This window comes from Pseudomonas sp. FBCC-B1565, assembly GCF_059133265.1.
In genome coordinates this window covers 2,035,649-2,056,019 of sequence record NZ_CP101438.1, presented here as the reverse complement: position 1 = coordinate 2,056,019, position 20,371 = coordinate 2,035,649, and the positions used below count along the sequence as shown (strand labels likewise).

Here is a 20,371-nt window from a genome sequence, read left to right as displayed (position 1 = left end):
GCCATGAATACTCCCGTCGTTACGCACTTCCAGGTCATCCCCGTCGCCGGCCACGACAGCATGTTGCTCAACCTCAGCGGCGCCCATGGGCCGTACTTCACGCGCAATATCGTGATCCTCAAGGACAGCTCGGGCAACACCGGCGTCGGCGAAGTGCCCGGCGGCGAGCGCATCCGCGAAACCCTGGAGGACGCCCGCAGCCTGGTGATCGGCCAGCCTATCGGTCAGTACCAGCGCATCCTCAACCAGATGCGCAGCGCCTTTGCTTCACGCGACGCTGCCGGCCGCGGCCTGCAGACCTTTGACCTGCGCATTACTATCCATGCCGTCACCGCCATGGAAGCAGCACTGCTCGATTTGCTGGGCCAGTTTCTCGAAGTGCCGGTGGCGGCCTTGCTCGGTGAAGGACAGCAGCGCGATGCGGTGAAAATGCTCGGCTACCTGTTCTATGTCGGCGACCGCAGCGCAACCACCCTCGCCTACCGCAACGAAGCCGACAGCGACGATGACTGGTTCCGCCTGCGCCATGAAACAGCCCTGACCAGCGACGCCGTGGTGCGCCTAGCCGAAGCCGCCCAGGCCAAATACGGTTTCAACGACTTCAAGCTCAAGGGCGGCGTATTGAGCGGCGATGCCGAAATCGAAGCCGTCACCGCCCTGGCCGAACGCTTCCCGGACGCACGCATCACCCTCGACCCGAACGGCGCCTGGTCACTGCAAGAGGCTATCCGCCTGTGCCGCGACCAGCACCACGTACTCGCCTATGCCGAAGACCCCTGCGGTGCCGAAAACGGTTACTCGGGCCGCGAAGTCATGGCCGAATTCCGCCGGGCCACGGGACTGAAAACCGCCACCAACATGATCGCCACCGACTGGCGCGAAATGGGCCACGCGATCCAGTTGCAGTCGGTGGACATTCCCCTCGCCGACCCGCACTTCTGGACGATGCAGGGCTCGGTGCGCGTCGCACAGATGTGCCATGAATGGGGCCTCACCTGGGGCTCGCACTCCAACAACCACTTCGATATTTCCCTGGCGATGTTCACCCAGGTCGCCGCCGCAGCGCCGGGCGATATTACCGCCATCGACACCCACTGGATCTGGCAGGACGGCCAGCGCCTGACCAAAGCGCCACTGAAAATCGAAGGTGGTTACGTGAAGGTCCCAAGCAAACCAGGCCTGGGTGTGGAGATCGACATGGACGCGGTGGCCCAGGCCCACGAAGTCTACAAAGGCATGGGCCTCGGCGCGCGGGATGACAGCGTGGCCATGCAATTCTTGATTCCGGGGTGGCGCTTCAACAACAAACAGCCGTGCCTGGTGCGATAAACGCCCACCCACTGTAGAAGCGAGCTTGCTCGCGAAGATCGCCAACGAAAAACGCGCCCCCCCTGGGTAAACGCGCTGCCTAGGTTTTCTTCGCGAGCAAGCTCGCTCCTGCAATTGGCTGCACCGTCAGCTCGACGCCCAAGGCCAGCATCAGCTTCTGGATCGTTTCATAGCGGGTCTTCGAGCCGCCTTTCAACGTTTTATACAGGCTCTCCCGGTTCACCCCAGCGGCCTCGGCCACCTTGTTCACACCTTGGGCCTTGGCAATCTCGGCAAGCGCCTTCATGAGCACCTGCAGGTCTTGAGCCTTCATGCTCTGCGCCAGATACGCACTGATGGTTTCCGGGCTGTCGAGAAAGCGCGAAGCCTCATAGACGCTGGTTCCGGACGTATCCAGATCGAGGATCGGCATGTCCTCGGGTTTGAATTTCGATTCGCTCATTTCATTTACCTCTCAGGGCATCGAGAATCTCTTTTGCCCGCTTGATGCCTCTTTTCTGGTCAGTCTTATCACTGCCCCACAGCATCACGTAAGCGGTGATCCCCGTACGCACGAAATACATCCTGTAACCAGGCCCGACGAACACACGCATTTCACTCATGCCGTCGCCTACCGATTCACAATCCCCAAAATTGTTTTCCTCCGCTCGGTCCAAGCGGGTCAGCACCGCCGTTTTCCCCCAGATATCCCGCATACCGTCGAGCCATGTATCAAACTCCGGCGTCCTGCCGATTAAATTAGTCACAGTATCACTTGTAGCCTACAGGCTACCCCTTGTCGATGCCAATGGATTTTTGTTTCCGGTGAGCGCCGGAACAAAAAACCCTAGTTCAGCACCCGCACAAACATCGGATGGATACTATGAGTGCTTGTTTCCCCAGTGTTTAAAGCACCCGATCAAACAACGGCGCCACGTCATACCGCTGCTTCAACATCTGTGCATCCACCAAAAAGTCCGCCGTGGCCTGGGCCTCGCTGATAATCGTCGGCGAGATCGGCAGTACCTTGATCGCATCGCGCTTGAACCACACCTTGGCAATCTCCGGTGCCGACTGGTTGGCCTTGGACCAGGCTTCGGCGTATTCATCGACGTGGGTGTTGCTCCAGACTCGGGCGCGAGTCAGGCGGGCAATGAAGTCTTTGATGATCGCGCTTTTCTGCGCCAGGGCCGGCTCGTACGCCACGATGTAGGTCGGCGCACTCATCAGGTCCTTGGCGTTGCGGATCAGGGTGCTGCCTTCTTTTTCCTGCAGTGACACGTAGGGTTCCCAGGTGCCGAAGGCGTCGATGTCGCCCTGGGTCAGCGCCAGGCTGGCCTCGGCCGGCAGCAGGTATTTGAAGTTGACGCTGCTGCGCGGCACACCCGCTTCATCCAGCGCCTTGTACGCCAGTTGCTGGCTCCATGAGCCGTTCCAGATGGCAACGGTCTTGCCTTTGAGGTCGGCCACCGAGTGAATGCCCTTGCGCGCCACAATACCCACGCCGTCGAGGCTGGTCTGGGTGCTGGCGACGACTTTCACCGGTGCGCCGTTGGCGGCCAGGCTGATCACCGGGGTGTCGCCGACGATGCCCACATCCAGCGCGCCGGTGGCCACGGCCGAGGCCACCGGGGAGCCGGTGTTGAAGCGCTTGAAGTCGATTTTGTAAGGCAAGTCCTTCAGCTCGCCCGACAGCTCCAGCACGATGCGATTGGAGAAGAACTGGTCACCCACGACGAGAGTCAACGGCTCAGCGGCGCTGGCCGACGGACCATAGAGCGCAAGAGAGGCCACGCCCAGCAAGGACAGCAGTGTTCGACGGTTGATCATGAAAAATCCCACAGGGTTAGAGGGTTGGTTTAACCATCTGTGGGCATGCAGTCTGGTCGCTTGAGGTAGAAGCTAACGCAATAAAAGCGCGGGGTTTAATACTGTTGGGCACTATCGATAGAACCGTCCCACAGGTCGCTAGTTGCTTTTCGTATTAAAACCTTCGCCGCCCCTGGGTTAGGGTGACGTCACCAGACCACTGGACCCCAGCACCTGAACTACTTTCAGCAAGGTCCATTGCATGTCGATTCCCGCTTTGAATATCTGGGGCGCTCCGCCCACTGCCCGCTACGAACAATTGGCCGCGCCGTTTCGCCCACTGTTTGCGCAGATTCTCGCGCAGGCCGCCGAGGCGGATCAGACACGCGCCAGCCTCGCCACGGTGATCCAGCAACTGAATGCCCTGGGTTTGCCACGCTGGCGCCTGCCGGCCAGTTATGGCGGCCAGGATGCGAGCCTGGTCGAGCTGCTCACGCTGCTCACTGAACTGTCCGCCGCCGACTCCAACATCACCCAGGCCCTGCGCGGCCACTTTGGTTTTTGCGAAGACGTACTCAGCGCCAAGGACCTCGACTGGCGCGCCAAGTGGCTGGACCGCCTCGGCCAAGGCGCCCTGCTCTCCCCCGGCAGCACCGAAGTCGGCAACGGAGCCCGTGGCGACTTCGACACCCGCCTGCACCGCGATGCCGCCGGCGCATTGCGCATCAGCGGCAAGAAGTTCTACACCACCGGCGCGCTCTACAGCGACCTGATCAATACCATTGCAACCGGTGAAAACGGCACCGTGTATACGGTTGTCGTCGACCTGAAAGCCCCAGGGGTAAAGATCGTCGACGACTGGAACGGCTTCGGCCAACGCCTCACCGCCAGCGGCACGTGCATTTTCGACAACGCACCGGTGGTGGACGACGACGCGCGCCCCACCCAACAGCGCTTTGGTCACGGGCAGTCGTTCTTCCAGCTCTACCACCTCAGCACCCTCGCCGGTATCGCCCGACGCGCCGCCCTCAGTGGTGCCGAAGAACTCAGCCAGCGCGCCCGCACCTTCACCACCGGCAATGCCGACACGGCGAGCCAGGACGTGCAGCTGCTACAGGTGATTGGTGAAGTCGCGAGCCAGGCCTACGCCGCGCAAGCCATCGCCCAGCAAGCGGCCCGGCGCCTGGAGTACACCGCGCAGTATGTGATTGCCCACGACCAGCCACTGCATGACGATGACCCGCAGGTTGCATTGGCCGAGCTGGAAGTGTGCCTGGCGGTGAACCCGGTGGTGGATGCGACGCTGGCCGCGACCACGGCCTTGTTCGATGCCCTGGGCGCCAGCGCCACTGCCAGCAGCAAGGCGCTGGACCGGCTGTGGCGCAATGCGCGCACCCTGGCGAACCACAACCCGCGTGTGTACAAGTCGCGGATTGTGGGCAATTACCTGGTGAATGGAATCCTGCCGCCCGCGCAGTGGCGGGTGGGTGTGGCAAAGCACTGACAGTTCGAGGGCACAACAAAGATCAAATGTGGGAGGGGGCTTGCCCCCGATTGCGGACATCCAGTCACTGCATTGTTAGTTGACCCACCGCCATCGGGGGCAAGCCCCCTCCCACAGGTAACCTACACGCTCACAAACTTCAGCACCCGCGCCAACATCCGGTCACAGGCCTGCAACTGCTCCAGGCTGATGAACTCATCCGGCTTATGCCCCTGCGCCATACTCCCCGGCCCGCAAACCACCGTGGGAATACCGGCCTGGTCGAACAACCCGCCTTCGGTACCAAAGGCCACCGTGCCAAAATCCGGCGAGCCACAGAACTGCGCCACCCACTCTGCGGCCTGGCTTTCTGGCGACGTGGCCAGCCCCGGATAACTGGACAACTCGCTGAGGCTGATCGCCGATTGCGCACTCACTGCCCGCATCGCCGGCAACAAGGATTGTTCAGCGTAGTCGCGCAGTTGCTGCACCACCTGCCAGGGATCCTGGGCCGGCAGCGAGCGCACTTCAAAGTCGAAACTGCACTCCTGCGGCACGATATTCAGTGCTTTGCCGCCGCTGATCAAACCGGTCTGCACCGTAGAAAACGCCGGGTCGAAACGCGCATCCAGATGCTCTGGCGCCTTGAGCGTTTCGCCGAGCCGCACCAGCTCGCTGACCAGCCGCGCCGCGTATTCAATCGCGTTCACGCCCGCCGGCGCGTACGCCGAATGGCACGCCGCGCCATGCACCTGGCAGCGCATCGCCAGCTTGCCTTTATGGCCCAGCACCGGTTTGAGTTCGGTGGGTTCGCCAATCACACACAGCAGCGGCTTGACCGGCTGCCCGTGGAACCGCTCGATCAGCGAGCGCACGCCCAGGCAGCCGACTTCCTCATCGTAGGACAGCGCGATATGCACCGGCATGCGCAACGGCGCCTGCACCAACGCCGGCACGCATGCCAGCACACAAGCGATGTAGCCCTTCATGTCCGCCGTGCCACGCCCGTACAACTTGCCGTCCTGTTCCGTCAGCTCGAACGGCGCCACGCTCCACCGCTGCCCGTCCACCGGCACCACATCGGTATGCCCGGACAGCACGATGCCGGGCACCTGCGCCGGGCCGATGGTCGCAAGCAAATTGGCCTTGCTCTTGTGTGGGTTGTAAACCAGTTCACAGGCCACGCCGTGGTCTTGCAGGTAAGTGCGCACGAAGTCGATCAAGGCCAGGTTGGATTCGCGGCTGGTGGTGTCGAAACGTACCAGTTGCGCCAGCAGGTCGCGGCTGTTCATCGGTCATCTCCCGGCACCGCATAACCCGGTGCGATCTGCGGGTTGAGGGCGCGGTCGATGTAATCCTGCAATTGCCCGCGATAGGCTTGCCAGAGTTGGTCGAGGGCGCTTATCGGGCCCGTATCGGCCCAATCCACGCGCAGATTGACCACCGGCCACAGCAGGTCATCGACGATCACCAGCGCCGCCGAATGCACCGGCCCGGCTTCGCCACCGCCCGCCACACCGGCGTGCATCGCGGCCAGCAGCCGGTCGGCCAGGTGCCCCGGGGCCGCTTCGAACGCCGCCACCATGGCCTCGATCACCTCAGCGTTGGCCAACATGTTGCCTGCCGCCACGCAGCCCTCACCGCTCACTGCGTGGTGAATGCCCAGGGTCTGCGCACCGCTGAAATGCGCGGTGCGGCCCAGGTGATCAATCACGCTGACCTGGCGATACTCGCTGTGATCCTGACCGGCCAACATCGCCAGCGCTTCACTCGGCGCCAGGCCCTGCTCCAGTAAATCCAGCACCTGTGGCCCCAGGCTCGGCAAGGTGATGTTCTGCGACGCCACCGCGCCCACACCGGGGCGCAGCCAGGGGCAACGCGCACCCACGGCAATGCTCGATGAGCTGATCGCAATGCCCAACTGGCCCGTCTCGGCGCAGCGGGCGACAACGGAAAACGTCATGGGGTGTCCTCAGTCGAGCACGGAAGGGTCCGCGGCGATCATCAACTGCTTCATTTCTTCGAAATGCTGGCGCGAAAAGTCGGCGATGCCTTCCCAGCCGCGCGCGGTTTTTTCCGCCACGTCATCGGACAACACTCGCAACGGCTGCCCGGTGGACCAGGCCGTGACGAGGATCTGGCAGGAACGTTCCAGGGTCCAGATATCGTCGAAGGCTTCACCGATGGAGCCAGCCGTGACCATCACACCGTGGTTGCCCATCAACAAGCGCGTCTTGCCGTCGAGCAGCCCGGCCAGGCGCGCGCCTTCGGCCTCGGTGTCGGCCATGCCGCCGTACAGCTCGTCCACGGCAACGCGGTTGAAGTAGCGCGCAGTGTTCTGGTCGATCGGCGGGATGTGCGGCCTGGCCAGGCACGCCACCGCCGTGGTGTACACCGGGTGCAGGTGCAGCACCGCACGGGTCTGCGGCAGCAGCCGGTGGATCTGCCCGTGGATCGACCACGCCGTGGCATCCACGTTGGGATGATCGGCACAGGCGGTGTCGTCTGCGTTCAGCAGCAGCAGATCGCTCGCGCGGATACGTGAAAAGTGCTTCCACTTCGGGTTGAGCAAAAACTGTTTGCCATCGGCCGAGACGGCGGCGCTGAAGTGGTTGGCCACCGCCTCATGCATGCCCAGGTGGGCGATGATGCGAAAGGTCGCCGCCAGGTCGATGCGCGTCTGTTCTTCGTGGGATAACGCCATGGATCGGACTCCGCAGGGCGCGGCCGCAGGCGAATGCGGCACGCGCGTGTAGGTTTACTTCGGCATCAATGCGGCAATGTCGGCATCGGTCGGCGCCTGGAAGTTGTACTTCTTGAGCAGGGCGGCGTACTCCGGCGTGGCGCGGTATTTGTCCAGGCCGTCGAGCAGGGCTTTTTTCACCGTGTCATTGCCTTTCTTCACACCGAAGCCGTTGAGCACCGGGTAGATCAAGGTGTCGGACGAGATCACCACGCGGCTGCCGAGCTTGTCGATCACGCCCCGGGCCACGGCGGCGTCGGTGATCTGTGCTTCAACCGCGTGGGCCAGCAGCGCCTGGGTGGTTTGCGGGTCGGTGCTGTATTCGCTGATCTGGATCGGCTTCAGGCCCTTGGCCACGCAGTATTCGGTGGACAGCTTGTTCATCTGCGCCAGCCACGAGGTGGCGCCCATGGAGCCGATCTTGTGGCCGCAGAACTCCTCCGGGGTCTTGGGCTGGAAGCTGCTGTCCTTGAGGGTCAGGATCGACTCGCCGCTCTTGAGGTAAGGGATCATGTCGATGACTTTGACCCGCTCGGCGGTGATGTACATCGACGAATTGGTCACGTCGAAACGCCCGGCTTGCAGGCCGGTGATCAGGTTGGGAAAGCGCGTATCGAGGGTCTCGACCTTGCGGCCCATGACCTTGCCCAGGCCGTCCATGAATTCGATATCAAAGCCTGCCGGCTTGTTGTTATCCATGTACTCATACGGGAAGAACGTCACATCGGAACCGGCGATGATCTTGCCGTCCTGCTGGAACGCCGAAGCGGCCAGCGAGGTCAGTGCAACCGCTGCGCCCAGCAGGCACACGGCAAGGGGACGAACACTTTTACGAAACGCTGTCATGGTGATTACCTGCAAGGGTTTGGGGGGTTAGGCAGTGGCTGAATCTTGTCCCGCCTGTTGAAAGAAGAACGACGCGCCACGGGGTTTCTGCGGCAAGCGCATGTGGTTGTCGGTGGAACGCACCAGGCCACTTTCTTCACCGGCCACCAGCAGGCCGGCATGTGCGCTGGGCAACGGGTTTTCGCCGAAGGGCAGCGCGTCTTCAGCGGCATAGACACTGATGAACAGCGTGCGCGGCAGTTCGGTCTCGTTAGGGCTGGAAGCATGCAGCAGCCGGGTGTGCATGAAGCACACCGAGCCGGCCGGGCCGTAACAGGCCACCGGTTGCTGGCAGTGTTGCGCGACCACGCTGTCGTCCACCGAGCCGGTGAAACGCTGGTTCTGCCAGTGCGACCACAGCGGGCCTTTGTGGCTGCCGGGGATCACGTTCAGCGGGCCGTTCTGCGGCGTCACTTCGCTGACCATCAGCAAGGCGGTGACGATGTCGTCGTTGCTGTGGGGCGTAAACAGGAAGTCCTGGTGCCACTTCACCTGGGTCGCGGTGTGGGGCAGTTTGGAGTTGATCTTGCTGTGGTGAAAACGCGTGCCCTGGGCGCCGATCAGTTGCGCGGAAATCGCCGCCATGCGCGAGTGCAACGCCACGCGCTCATACGCCGGCGAAATCTCCGTGGGCGAGCTGACCCGGCGCAGCGACGGGTGGTCGGCGCGGTGGTCACCCTCCAGGTCAAAGCGCTCACGGCCATCGACGGTGGCGCCCCAGCCCCGGTCATGACTGCGGCTTTCTTCCACCCATTGGTCGAAGTCATGCTGCAGCGCGGCCACTTCATCCAGTGACAGCACGCCTTCTACCACCAGGAAGCCGTCGCGCTGGAATTGTTCGACTTGCGATTGCTCGATCATTTTAGTGTTTCCTGAACGTTAAACAGATCACGCCAGCGAGACGTCCTTGAGGAACGCCTCCACGCGTGGGTTGTGGCCGCTGCGCAGGGCGCCCGGCGTGTCGTCGCAGACCACGCGGCCCTTCTCCATGAACACGATGCGGTCGGAGACCTTGAAGGCGAAGTTCATCTCGTGGGTGACGATGACCATGGTGATGCCCTCCTCGGCCAGGGCTTCGATCACCTGCAGCACCTCGTTGACCTTCTCCGGGTCCAGCGCCGAGGTGGGCTCGTCGAACAGCATGATCTGCGGGCGCATCATCAGCGCGCGGGCGATGGCCACGCGTTGCTGTTGGCCGCCGGAAAGCTGGTGCGGGTACTTCCAGGCGTGGTCGAGCATGCCGACCTTGTGCAGCAGCGCGTAGGCCTGTTGCTTGAGCTCGGCGGTCGCGCCCAGGCGGTGGTATTTGGGCGCCATCAGCAAGTTGTCGAGCACGCTCAAGTGCGGGAACAGGTTGAAGCTCTGGAACACCATGCCGATGTGCAGGCGATGTTCGGCGTGTTCGACGTACTGGGGTTTCTGCGCGCCGACTTTGTTCAAGTGAATGAAGGGCTGGCCGTTGATCCTGATCTCGCCGTTATCCAGTTGCTCCAGGCCGTTGAGCAGGCGAATCAGTGTGGTCTTGCCGGAGCCCGACGGGCCGATCACCGACACCACTTCACCGGGCTGGATCTGCAGATTCACCGAGCCCAACACCTCGATATCGTTGTAGGCCTTGTGCAAGCGCGTGGCCTGCAACGCCGACTCGCCATTATTGGCCGGGCGCGCCAAGGCGGTGCGCTGTTGGGTCGCCAGGGCCAACACCGCCGCATCGGGCATGCGGGACACGTTGCGCTGGTTGACGTCGAGAAAGCGCTCCAGGCGTTTGAGCAGGAAGTCGAACACCGTGACGATAAACACGTAGAAGAACGCCACCGCCGCCATGGTTTCGATCACCAGGAAGTTCTGCGAATACAGGCGCTGGCCGACCATCAGGATCTCGGTCAGGGAGATCACCGACACCAACGAGGTGAGCTTGACGATAGAGATGTACTCGTTGGCCAGCGACGGCAAGGCCACCCGCAGCGCCTGGGGAATTACCACGCGCCACTGGGTGCCGAAGAACTTCAGGCCCAGCGCCCGCGCCGCCTCGCCCTGGCCCTTGGGAATCGACAGCAGGCCACCGCGATGGATCTCGGCCACATAGGCGGTTTCGCAGATCACCAGCGCCAACAGGCCGGACCAGAACGGGTCGGCCAGCACCGCCGAGGTGCCCGGCAGCGCTTGCGGCAGGTTGTAGATAAAGATCAGCAGCACCAGCAACGGCAGGCTGCGGAACAGCCAGATATAGCCGCGAGCCGGCACGCTGAGCAGACCATGTCGGGATTGCTTGGCCAGCGCCAGCAGAAAGCCCAGGCCAATGCTCAACACCCAGGTCAGGGTACTGAGTTTGATGACCGTCCACGTCGCGCGCCAGAACTCGGCATCGCCCAGCAAACCAAACATGTAATTCCAGTCGAATGTCATCGTCGCTGTGCCCTGAGAAGTTGATCTACATCGATGGGTTCAGAGTCGTGGCGGGAGGCGGTTGGGGTCAATTCGTAAAAGCCGGGGCACTGGGTAGGCAGAACCTATGCAGATCCAATGTGGGAGGGGGCTCGCCCCCGATGGCGATGGATCAGCCCACTGATGGGTAGCTGACACACCGCTATCGGGGGCAAGCCCCCTCCCACCATTGGTGCAGGCTTGAATCGGCCGTATTGCGCACGCCACTTATTGGTGCAACCTCAGCTCACACCGCTCAACACCCGCACGGCATGCGGATCAAAAAAGCTTGGCGGCGCCATGCCGGGGATGTACTGGTCGGACACAAACATGCGGCACCGCTCGGCAAACGCCGACACCACCCGCGACAACTGGGTGTTGCTGGCCGTGGCGTAGCCCAGGCGCATCGGCCGGTGCGCACCCGCCAGGCGCAGGCGGATGACGCGCTTGCCGTCCTGGGACATATTCGATTTGGGCCGCGCATTCGCGAAGGAATAGCCGATGCCATTGCCCACCATGGCGCGCACCGTTTCAAGGTTGGTGGAGCGCATGATGATGTTCGGCGTGGTGCCGGCCTGGATGAACAGGCTGAGGAAATAGTCACGACTCCACGGCGTGTCGAGCAGCACCACCGGGTAGGCCTCCAGGTCCTGCATGCTCACGGCCGGCGAGTTCGCCAGCGGGTGGTACTCGCCCACCATCACGTAGGGCGGCAGTTGCGCCAGGGGTTGGAAGTCGATGTCCGGGCTGGTCACCAGGTCGTAGGTCAGGGCGATATCCAGCTCGCCGCTGCGCAGTTTTTCCAGCAGCTCTTCATGGTTGCCCTCGGCTTGCGTCAGCCGTACGCCGGGAAAGGCCCGGCCGAAACCGAACACCAGCTCTGGCGTGATCATCGGCGCCAGCGACTCCAGGCAGCCCACGCGCAACGGCCCGCGCACCGTGTTCAAGGACTCCGAGGCGATGGTGTAGAGGTTGGTCATCTGCTCCAGGATCAGCTTGGCTTCCTGCATCACCAGGCGCCCCACCGCCGTGAGGGAAATGCCCTGGGCGTGATGGCGGATAAACAGCTGGATGCCCAGCTCCGCCTCCATATGGGTGATCGCCGCCGAGATCGACGGTGACGACACATGGATGCGCTCGGCGGCCGCACTGATGCTGCCCGCCTCTCCCGACGCGACGAAATACTCCAGTTGACGCTGAGTAATACGACTGAGCATGACGCCTGCCCCTCAACAATGACTGTGCAGGTGGTGTTGCAGGGTTCGTGCCGGGTCAGGCGCAAACCGATGACCTGCATGGGCTTCGGTTTTTCCTAAGCACTACCCCGCGCAAATGCTGGTTTCGCCGCAACCGGGGCGGTGTGAAGCTGGATCTATCCCGCTTCCCACGAGCTGCCGTTATGCCGACCCACACCCGTATTCGCATGTTCAATACCCGACAGACCTACCCCAACCAGGCGCTGGACAACGACCTGTGCCAGGCCGTGCGCGCCGGCAACACCATTTACGTGCGCGGCCAGATCGGCACCGATTTCGACGGCAACCTGGTCGGCCTCGGCGACCCGCGCGCCCAGGCCGAGCAGGCGATGAAGAACGTCAAGCAACTGCTGGAAGAAGCAGGTTCGGATTTGTCGCATATCGTGAAGACCACCACCTATCTGATCGACCCGCGCTACCGCGAGCCGGTGTACCAGGAGGTGGGCAAGTGGCTCAAAGGTGTGTTCCCGATTTCCACCGGCTTGGTCATCTCCGGGCTGGGCCAGCCGGAGTGGTTGATGGAGATCGATGTGATCGCCGTGGTGCCGGACGATTGGGCCGTATGAACACGCTGATTGCCTGGAGTGCCCCATGACCCATCGTGTGTTTTTCCTCAACGGGCCCAACGCCAACCTGTATGGGCTGGATAAAAACGGCACCTATGGCAGCGAAAGCTTCGCCAGCATCGACGCCCGCTGCCAACGCCACGCCGCCGCGCTGGGCCTGAGGCTGGACTTTCGCCAGAGCAACCATGAAGGCGTGCTGGTGGACTGGATTCAGGAAGCACGCCTGCAGGCCGACGCCATCGTGATCAATGCCGCCGGGCTCAGCTACAGCTCGGTGCCGATCCTCGATGCGCTGCTGGCGTTCGACGGCCCGATCATCGAAGCGCACATGAGCAATATCTGGCAGCGTGAAAGCTTCCGGCACCACTCCTACGTGTCCAGGGCCGCCACCGGTGTGATCGCCGGGTTGGGGGCGCTGGGTTACCAACTGGCAATCACGGCTGTGGCCGAATTGCTAGGCCAAACCGCCTAATGACTGTTCAGGAACCGCCTATGTCCGTCGAAAAAATCAACACCCTGGTCGTCGGCGCAGGCCAGGCCGGCGTCGCCATGAGCGAGCACCTGTCCCTGATGGGCGTGCCCCACCTTGTGCTGGAACGCCACCGCATCGCCGAACGCTGGCGCTCGGAACGCTGGGACTCACTGGTCGCCAACGGTCCGGCCTGGCATGACCGCTTTCCCGGTCTCACCTTCGAAGGCATTTCGCCGGAAGCCTTCCCGCCGAAAGAGCGCATGGCCGACTACTTCGAGGCCTACGCAGATAAGTTGCAGGCCCCTGTCCGCACGGGCGTGGAAGTCCAGTCGGTGGAACGCCATGCAGGGCGCCCCGGCTTCAAGGTCACCACCTCCGCGGGTGTGATCGAAGCCGTCAACGTGGTGGCCGCCACCGGCCCGTTCCAGCGCCCCTCAATCCCGAACATCGTCCCCGCCAGCGCAGCGCTGCACCAACTGCATTCCTCTGCCTACAAGAACCCCGGCCAACTGCCCGAAGGCGCCGTGCTGGTAGTCGGCGCCGGTGCCTCCGGCTCGCAGATCGCCGAAGAACTGCAAAAGGCCGGCAAGACCGTGTACCTCTCGGTGGGCGAACACTACCGCCCGCCCCGCGCCTATCGTGGCCGTGACTATTGCTGGTGGCTGGGAGCACTGGGCTTGTGGGATGAAGTCAAAATCCAGCCGAAGAAAAAACACGTGGCGTTTGCGGTGAGTGGCTATGAAGGCGGCAAGACGGTGGACTTTCGCCGACTGGCCCACCAGGGGATTCAGTTGGTGGGTGTCACCCAGGACTGGGTGGAGGGCGTCATGACGTTTCAACCGGGGTTGGCCGAGAACGTGGCTGAAGGTGACCGCGCTTACTTCGATGTGCTGCGCGATGCGGATGCGTATATCGAGGCCAATGGCTTGCCGTTTCCGCCGGAGCCACAGGCCTGGGAATTGTTGCCTGATCCAGAGTGTTTGGTGAATCCGATGTTGAACCTGGACCTGGCTGAAGCGGGCGTGACCACGATCCTTTGGGCCACTGGCTTCACTTTCGATTTCAGCTGGTTGAAGGTGGACGCGTTCGACGAAAAAGGCGAACCGTTCCACAAGCGCGGGATCTCGGCGCAAAGCGGGATTTACTTCCTGGGTTTGCCGAACCTGGTCAACCGCGCATCGTCGTTTATCTATGGGGTTTGGCACGATGCGAAGTACGTGGCGGACCATATCGTGTTGCAGAACGCGTACATGGCGTACGACAAGTCCTAAGACGCTCAGGGCAGGTCGACCGCACCTTGCCCCGTTGCCTACAGTTGCGTCAGAATCCGCCGGCTTGTGCGCTTGGGTGGGTGTCTCTAACGTGGCTCGGTCGCTGAACACTCAGTGATCGGGTTTAGTAGCCCGAGTGACAACATAAAGTGCATGAGCCTCATCGATCAGATGTTCTTGTCTGTGCTTGATGGTGGCTGTGCGCAGGGCGCCCTCGGGCGCGCCGGCTTTGTGTGTTTCCCCGGTCTACTAACCTGCGTACAGCTGCCACCCTCTCGTTTAGTAGCGAAAAGGTGGTGGCCCTAAAACAGGTACAACACACATGTTCAAAGTCACACCCAACCCTCCAAACAGTCTGGACCTGAAACTGAATCAGGCGGCGCACCGTGCAATTGATCACTACCTCAACACCGGCGCCGAACCGCCAGAGCCACCTCCACCGCCATCGACAACGCTGTTCAGCATCGCCAACGACGCCAGCAACGAGACCTTGATCGTCAACAGCTACGAAACCTTTTCCTCGGTGAGCGCCTTGCTGCTCGACCTGTCGGAGGCGTTGACGGGGAAACAGCGGGATGTGGCGCTGGCCATTCACCAGTTGAGTGAGTTGGGGGTTTTGTTGGTGGATAAGCTGATGGAGCGCGAAGCTGATCAAGGTCTTTGAGAAACCGGCCATCTCCGGCTGATACCGCCCCATAAGGGCGAACACTGCAACTGTGGCGAGCGGGCTTGCCCCGCGTTGGGTTGCGCAGCAGCCCCAATAAGAGCACTGCAGTGTGCCAGACAGCTCCGGGGCTATGTTTTGGGGCTGCTTCGCAGCCCAACGCGGGGCAAGCCCGCTCGCCACAGGGTACTTATCGCCAGTTTTACCTAAAGGCCTTGCGTGCTTTCAGCCACGCTTGGGTAGCTTCCAATTCGGCCGAATAAAGTGGCAGGTATAGCCATTGGGAATCCGCTCCAGATAATCCTGATGCTCCGGCTCCGCCTCCCAAAACGGCCCCGCCGGCTCAATCTCGGTCACAACACGGCCTGGCCACAATTTCGATGCATCCACGTCCGCCGCCGTGTCCTCGGCCACAGCGCGCTGCTGCTCGTTCAGGTAATAAATCGCCGAGCGATAACTCGGCCCCAGGTCATTGCCCTGCCGGTTAGGCGTGCTCGGGTCATGGATCTGGAAAAAGAACTCCAGAATCTGCCGGTAGCTGATCACCGCCGGGTCGAACACGATTTCAATCGCTTCGGCATGGTTGCCATGGTTGCGGTAGGTGGCATTCGGCACGTCGCCGCCGGTGTAGCCGACGCGGGTGTGCAGCACGCCGGGGTAGCGGCGCAACAGGTCCTGCATGCCCCAGAAGCAACCGCCGGCGAGGATGGCGGTTTCGGTTGGTTTGGTCATGGTCTGCCCTTGCGTTCAGTGGATACCCGCCTAGTTATGGGGCCGTGTTGGCCAATAGCAAGATTCACGGTTTGTTACGCAGTGCGCCAGCACCTCAGGGTTTGAAGTTTTTCATCAGTTTGAACAGGTGGCCGGGCCAGATCCAGCGTGACTGGGGCGGGTCGCGAGTCTCATCGAGAGCGTCCAGAAAGGTTTTGTTGGGCACATCACCGTCAGGTCCATTCACGTTTGGACGCGGGAGAGTTGGATCGTTTGGCGGGTCCTCCGGCTTATAGACCCGATGGGTGGCTGCATCCAGCACGTAACCGGCGGCCTTGCCGTACTCAGTGAGGCTCCAGACACCGTCGATGACTTGGGAGACTGCCTTTGAGGGTGGAAGCTTGATGTCCTTGTGCGTGGTGGTGACGATATGGTCTGCAGTTTTGGCGTGTTTGAAGGTGGCGTACTCGCTGCCGAGTGGAGGTTGATCCGCGCCCTCGTCGGAGAATTTTTTCACCATACGTTCCAGGAACGGTATACCGCCGATGTGGGTGAACGCGCCCATGCCCGGGTTCAGGATGTGTTTCACAAAGCCAGGGTCAACACGGGTGCTGCTGAGCGCTGAACTGGTGAGTATGCGTGAGGCGATGGCCTCGTCCTCTGGCTTGTAATTGAACGTCGTCCAATACCCGTCTACGTAAAAGCCATTGGTGGCTATGTATTGGCGACCGTCGCTGGAGCGTCGATACTCGCCGAGTGCCCAAACCAAAAGATCAACGTGGCCTAAATCCGCACCTTCTGACTGTAGATATGCATACATATCCGCGACCAAGGCACGATCATCGAGGTTGAGGAAGTCGCTTGCTCTTTGAAGGGCATTCACTGAAGTGGCCGGTGGAAGGGCGACGGGGGGTTCTCTACCGCCAAACACGCGCGAAATCATGATCTCACGGCCGACACTGGCAGCCTGCCCCGAACTAGAACCGCCTGAAGGCTCCATCGACTTGGCCGTTTGCCACGCCACCCTTCGCTCATTGACCGTGAAGGCGCCGCCGTTGTCGCGGGCGATCAGGTTGAGTTGATCTCGCCCGAGTCCCTTGAAGGGGTTGCTGTCATGACCGTTGAGGAAACCAGTCGCTTGTCGCGCACGGGCCAGGAGTTCCGGGTTATTGGCCGTTGGAAGCTCTGCGTCGTGTTGTGCCTTGTTGGCGAAATACTGTTCGTCGGTGATGGGTTCGAGGGGGTTGGCGTTCTTTTGGCCCGTGGGCGCCTCCGCACGCTGTGCCGCATCACTCAATTGACGCGCCAGGATTGAGACGGTCGTGGTGCCGTTATTACTTGAAGCAATGGGCGCATCACGTTCACCGCCATCAAGCGAGATAGCGGACGGAGTAGCACCGCTGACGGAATCGCTTGTCACGCGACTGTTGGACGATGGCGTATAAGGACTGATAGTGACCATTTGTCTTCACCTAGCCTCTATTAATCCGCCTGACTCACGGACATGGAATGCAGTGCGCCGGCACCTCAGGGTTTGAAGTTTTTCATCAGTTTGAACAGGTGGCCGGGCCAGACCCAGCGCGACTGGGGCGGGTTGCGGGTGTCGGCGAGGGCATCCAGAAAGGTGTTGTTGGAAGCATCACCGTCAGGCCCGTTCACGTTTGAAACCGGGTGAGTTGAAACGCTGCGTGGTTCCTCTGGCTTATAGACACGCCGGTTAGCCGCATCCAGTACATAGCCGGTGGCCTTGCCGTATTCGGTGAGGTTCCATACCCCGTTGACGACTTCGAAGAGGGCCTCGGAGGGGGGAAGTTTTATGTCCTTGTGCGTGGTGGTGACGATATGGTCCGCCGCCTTGGCGTAGTTGAAGGTGGCGTACTCACTGCCGAGGGGGGGTTGATCCGCACCTTCACTGGAGAATTTTTTCACCATACGCTCCAGGAACGGTATGCCGCCAAAGTGGGAGTACACCCCGATGCCCGGATCCAGGATGTGCTTCACAAAACCCTGGTCAACACGGCTGTTGCCGAGCGCTGAACTGGACAGTATCCGTGAAGCGATGGCGGCGTCCTCCGGCTTGAAATCGAACGTCGTCCAATACTCATCGACGTAATAGCCATTATTGCTAATGAGTTGGCGACCGTCGCTGAAATAACGATAGTCAGCGAGTGCATAAACCAATCGGTCGACGTGACGTAGATCCGCACCTTCTGAATGTGCATAAGCGTACATATCCGAGATCAAGGCACGGTCATCGAGGGTGAGAAAGTCGTTGCGATTTTGAGTGCCGTTTTCAAAGGTCGCGGGTGGAAGGGCAACGGGTGGTTCGTCATTGTGAAACATGCGCGAAATGAAGATCTCACGACCGTTAATGGGGACCAGCGTGGGATTAGAAGCGCCTGAAGGCGCCATCGACTGGACAGTTTCCCACGCCACCCTTCGCTCGTTAACCGTGAAGGCGCCGCCGTTGTCGCGGGCGATCAGGTTGAGTTGATCTCGCCCTAGTCCCTTGAAGGGGTTGCTGTCATGACCGCTGAGGAAACCGGTCGCTTGTCGCGCACGGGCCAGGAGTTCTGGGTCATTGGCCGTTGGAGTCTCTGCGTCGTGTTGTGCCTTGTTGGCGAAATACTGTTCGTCGGTGATGGGTTCTAGGGAGTCGGCGTTCTTTTGGCCAACGGGTGTCTCCGCCCGCTGTGCCGCATCACTCAGTTGACGCGCCAGGATTGAGACGGTGGTGGTGCCGGCATTACGTGTAGAGAGGGGGGCATCAGCCTGGGCGTTGTCAGGCGAGACTGTTGACGGAATAACAATGCCGCCGGATTCATTCGTCACGCGACTGTTAGACGAGGAGGTATTAGGGCTGATAGTGATCATTAGTATTCACCTTGCGTAGGGCATGTGAATGGTCATGTAAAAGTTTCTTGCCTATCCAAATACCCGCAGCCAAATTCGCTGCGGGCATCACACCACACACTAATAGCTATATTTAATTGTCACAGCATCAACGCCGGCAGGACGAGCGTAAGGTGGAGCGCCACCCAATACCGTATGAAAAATCGTAACTTTTGAACCATGACCGAAGGGCTGGCTATTAAAATCCATCAGCACACCCGAAGAACTCGGAAAGATATCACGACAATCTTTTTCGGCACTGAAGGAGCGAAAGTAACACAGCTCAACCTTCTCACTGAGTGTCCCAGGATAGTATGTTGTACTCCACCGAACTTCTGATATCTGCTTGGGATACTGGAGTGTTCCTGATGGAATATCCGCAGCCAGCACACTAAAGTTTGCGAATTCACGACTTGGCACAGTATTAGAATTAGACAAAACCAATACGGGAGTTGGCGCCACCGTTTTAGTAAAAACGCCCTCCGCCGCCAACACCACATCCTTTGTAAAAACCGCCAACACAACACACACAACAAGCCAAACTTTACTAATGCTTTTCGAGCTCTTCATAATCTTCACCCTAGTTCATAAGTGAGCACCTGAGGTTCCAATCATTCCAGCAGTAGGAATCACACCACTACCCTTGCACGATTTTTCAATTCAAGTAAGGCACTCACTTCCTAAAATCATGCAGTCCCGCTCCGTCATACTTGGAAGTAGGACTTTGTCAGTAACTTCCTAGTCCCGTCTCCCCTCTATTAAAACCCCCTGTTCCAAGGCATGATGCCGCCCTCACATCAAGGACGATAAAACCGTGAAAACCACCCTCACCGCGCTGCTGTTGATTGGCTTGGCGATGCCTGCATTCGCCGATACCAAGCCCATCGGCTTCAAGAACATCAACGTCCCTGATGCACAACGCCCGCTGCAAATGGTCGTCTGGTACCCCGCCGCCACCGCAGCTACGCCTGAGTTGATCCGCGATGACGCCGTGTTTTTCGGTGCCTTGGCAGTGCCCGATGCGCCGGCAGCGAGCGGCGAACATCCGTTGGTGGTGCTTTCCCACGGCTACGGCGGCAACTGGGGCAACCAGGTGTGGCTGGCCAGCGCCCTGGCCCATCAGGGGTATATCGTGGCGGCGGTCAACCATCCCGGCACCACCAGCAAGGATCGCAGCCCCCAGGCCGCTGCGCAGTTGTGGCAACGGCCCAAAGACCTGAGCCGGGCCATCGATGCGGTGATCGCCCAGCCGACGCAGTTCGGCACCGTGGCAAACAACCGGATCGCCGTGGTCGGCCACTCCATCGGTGGCTGGACCGCCATGGAAATCGCCGGCGCGCGTTTCGACCCGGACCTCTTCGCCCGCGATTGCAATACTCATCCCAAATTGGGCGGCTGCATCGGCTACCAGCAGATCAAGCCCGCCGCGACCCCGGCGGCGAAGGCCCAACTGGCCGCTGACCTGCGCGACCCACGCGTCGGCGCCGTGGTGACCCTGGACCTGGGCCTGTCGCGCGGCTTCACCGACGCCAGCCTGGCCGCACTGCCGGTGCCGGCGCTGGTGATTGCGGGGGGCGTGCCAACGGAAGATATGGACCCCAACCTGGAGTCCGCCGACATGGTCAGGCGTATGCCAAAGGCCTCGACCGAGTATGTGGAGATCAGCGACGCTACGCACTTCAGCTTCATGTCGATCTGCAAGCCGGGCGGCATGGCGTTGATCGAAGAAGACTCGCCGGGCGATGGCATGATTTGCCGCGATGGCGAGGGGGCTCGGCCAAGGGCGGTGATTCAGCAACAGGTGCTGGATCTGATCACCGGTTTTTTGGGGCGGACAGCGGCACGGCGCACGGCGGCCGATTTTTAGCTGGTATCATCCCGGGCCTG

21 protein-coding genes are annotated in these 20,371 nt (G+C 61.1%); 7 read left to right on the top strand and 14 right to left on the bottom strand.

Going from position 1 to position 20,371, the window contains the following annotated elements:
- The first annotated feature begins 3 nt into the window (after positions 1-3).
- The gene (gene gudD, locus NL123_RS09695) at positions 4-1,329 is read left to right on the top strand and encodes a glucarate dehydratase (RefSeq protein ID WP_248483185.1); all 1,326 of its coding nucleotides are present in this window, start codon (positions 4-6) and stop codon (positions 1,327-1,329) included.
- Positions 1,330-1,408: 79 nt separating this feature from the next.
- Here the strand turns inward: gudD and NL123_RS09690 are convergent, their stop codons facing one another.
- The 3 genes from NL123_RS09690 to NL123_RS09680 form a co-directional block, all read right to left on the bottom strand.
- Positions 1,409-1,771 carry an addiction module antidote protein gene (locus NL123_RS09690; protein WP_058425648.1) on the bottom strand — a complete coding sequence of 121 codons (363 nt, stop codon included), beginning with the start codon at positions 1,769-1,771 and terminating at the stop codon, positions 1,409-1,411.
- Between the two features lies 1 nt (position 1,772).
- Positions 1,773-2,075, bottom strand: coding sequence for a type II toxin-antitoxin system RelE/ParE family toxin (locus NL123_RS09685; RefSeq protein ID WP_494357650.1), 303 nt, complete (start codon positions 2,073-2,075; stop codon positions 1,773-1,775).
- A gap of 139 nt (positions 2,076-2,214) precedes the next feature.
- Entirely contained in the window at positions 2,215-3,138 is a 924-nt protein-coding gene (locus NL123_RS09680; protein WP_494357649.1) for an ABC transporter substrate-binding protein, read from the bottom strand.
- A gap of 241 nt (positions 3,139-3,379) precedes the next feature.
- Between NL123_RS09680 and NL123_RS09675 the strand changes: the two genes are divergently transcribed.
- The gene (locus NL123_RS09675) at positions 3,380-4,621 is read left to right on the top strand and encodes an acyl-CoA dehydrogenase family protein (RefSeq protein ID WP_494357648.1); all 1,242 of its coding nucleotides are present in this window, start codon (positions 3,380-3,382) and stop codon (positions 4,619-4,621) included.
- A gap of 122 nt (positions 4,622-4,743) precedes the next feature.
- On the opposite strand, the gene argE is transcribed toward NL123_RS09675, so the two are convergent.
- From argE to NL123_RS09640, 7 genes are all read right to left on the bottom strand, one after another.
- A complete protein-coding gene (gene argE / locus NL123_RS09670) occupies positions 4,744-5,892 on the bottom strand; it encodes an acetylornithine deacetylase (protein WP_248483194.1) in 1,149 nt (382 codons plus the stop codon).
- Positions 5,889-6,563: a DUF1028 domain-containing protein gene (locus NL123_RS09665; protein ID WP_071492834.1), complete on the bottom strand. Its 675-nt coding sequence runs from the start codon at positions 6,561-6,563 to the stop codon at positions 5,889-5,891. The genes argE and NL123_RS09665 overlap by 4 nt, the downstream gene beginning before the upstream one ends.
- Positions 6,564-6,572: 9 nt before the next feature.
- Positions 6,573-7,304 (bottom strand): class II aldolase and adducin N-terminal domain-containing protein, encoded by a 732-nt coding sequence (locus NL123_RS09660; RefSeq protein WP_248483198.1) that lies wholly within the window; start codon positions 7,302-7,304, stop codon positions 6,573-6,575.
- 54 nt (positions 7,305-7,358) lie between these two features.
- Positions 7,359-8,189: an ABC transporter substrate-binding protein gene (locus NL123_RS09655; protein WP_248483200.1), complete on the bottom strand. Its 831-nt coding sequence runs from the start codon at positions 8,187-8,189 to the stop codon at positions 7,359-7,361.
- 27 nt (positions 8,190-8,216) lie between these two features.
- Entirely contained in the window at positions 8,217-9,089 is an 873-nt protein-coding gene (locus NL123_RS09650) for a phytanoyl-CoA dioxygenase family protein (protein WP_494357647.1), read from the bottom strand.
- Positions 9,090-9,116: 27 nt separating this feature from the next.
- Positions 9,117-10,634 (bottom strand): amino acid ABC transporter permease/ATP-binding protein, encoded by a 1,518-nt coding sequence (locus NL123_RS09645; protein WP_248483204.1) that lies wholly within the window; start codon positions 10,632-10,634, stop codon positions 9,117-9,119.
- Between the two features lie 260 nt (positions 10,635-10,894).
- Positions 10,895-11,869, bottom strand: coding sequence for a LysR family transcriptional regulator (locus tag NL123_RS09640; protein WP_092250662.1), 975 nt, complete (start codon positions 11,867-11,869; stop codon positions 10,895-10,897).
- A gap of 182 nt (positions 11,870-12,051) precedes the next feature.
- Here NL123_RS09640 and NL123_RS09635 point away from each other — a divergent pair, with 182 nt between their 5' ends.
- From NL123_RS09635 to NL123_RS09620, 4 genes are all read left to right on the top strand, one after another.
- Entirely contained in the window at positions 12,052-12,474 is a 423-nt protein-coding gene (locus tag NL123_RS09635; RefSeq protein WP_248483206.1) for a RidA family protein, read from the top strand.
- 25 nt (positions 12,475-12,499) lie between these two features.
- Positions 12,500-12,946 carry a type II 3-dehydroquinate dehydratase gene (locus NL123_RS09630; protein WP_248483208.1) on the top strand — a complete coding sequence of 149 codons (447 nt, stop codon included), beginning with the start codon at positions 12,500-12,502 and terminating at the stop codon, positions 12,944-12,946.
- A 20-nt stretch (positions 12,947-12,966) separates the two neighbouring features.
- A complete protein-coding gene (locus tag NL123_RS09625; RefSeq protein ID WP_494357646.1) occupies positions 12,967-14,217 on the top strand; it encodes a flavin-containing monooxygenase in 1,251 nt (416 codons plus the stop codon).
- A gap of 322 nt (positions 14,218-14,539) precedes the next feature.
- Positions 14,540-14,881, top strand: a complete 342-nt coding sequence (locus tag NL123_RS09620) for a DUF6124 family protein (RefSeq protein WP_248483212.1) — start codon at positions 14,540-14,542, stop codon at positions 14,879-14,881.
- Positions 14,882-15,106: 225 nt separating this feature from the next.
- Here NL123_RS09620 and msrA read toward each other — a convergent pair whose 3' ends face one another.
- The 4 genes from msrA to NL123_RS09600 all read right to left on the bottom strand — a co-directional run bounded on the left by msrA (position 15,107) and on the right by NL123_RS09600 (position 19,054).
- Positions 15,107-15,613, bottom strand: a complete 507-nt coding sequence (gene msrA / locus NL123_RS09615; protein ID WP_248483214.1) for a peptide-methionine (S)-S-oxide reductase MsrA — start codon at positions 15,611-15,613, stop codon at positions 15,107-15,109.
- A 94-nt stretch (positions 15,614-15,707) separates the two neighbouring features.
- Complete coding sequence (locus tag NL123_RS09610) at positions 15,708-17,054, bottom strand: hypothetical protein (RefSeq protein WP_248483216.1); 1,347 nt, start codon at positions 17,052-17,054, stop codon at positions 15,708-15,710.
- Between the two features lie 65 nt (positions 17,055-17,119).
- Positions 17,120-18,466, bottom strand: coding sequence for a hypothetical protein (locus NL123_RS09605; RefSeq protein ID WP_248483218.1), 1,347 nt, complete (start codon positions 18,464-18,466; stop codon positions 17,120-17,122).
- A gap of 99 nt (positions 18,467-18,565) precedes the next feature.
- Entirely contained in the window at positions 18,566-19,054 is a 489-nt protein-coding gene (locus tag NL123_RS09600) for a hypothetical protein (protein WP_248483220.1), read from the bottom strand.
- 244 nt (positions 19,055-19,298) lie between these two features.
- Between NL123_RS09600 and NL123_RS09595 the strand changes: the two genes are divergently transcribed.
- Complete coding sequence (locus tag NL123_RS09595) at positions 19,299-20,351, top strand: alpha/beta hydrolase family protein (protein ID WP_494357645.1); 1,053 nt, start codon at positions 19,299-19,301, stop codon at positions 20,349-20,351.
- Positions 20,352-20,371: the final 20 nt, after the last annotated feature.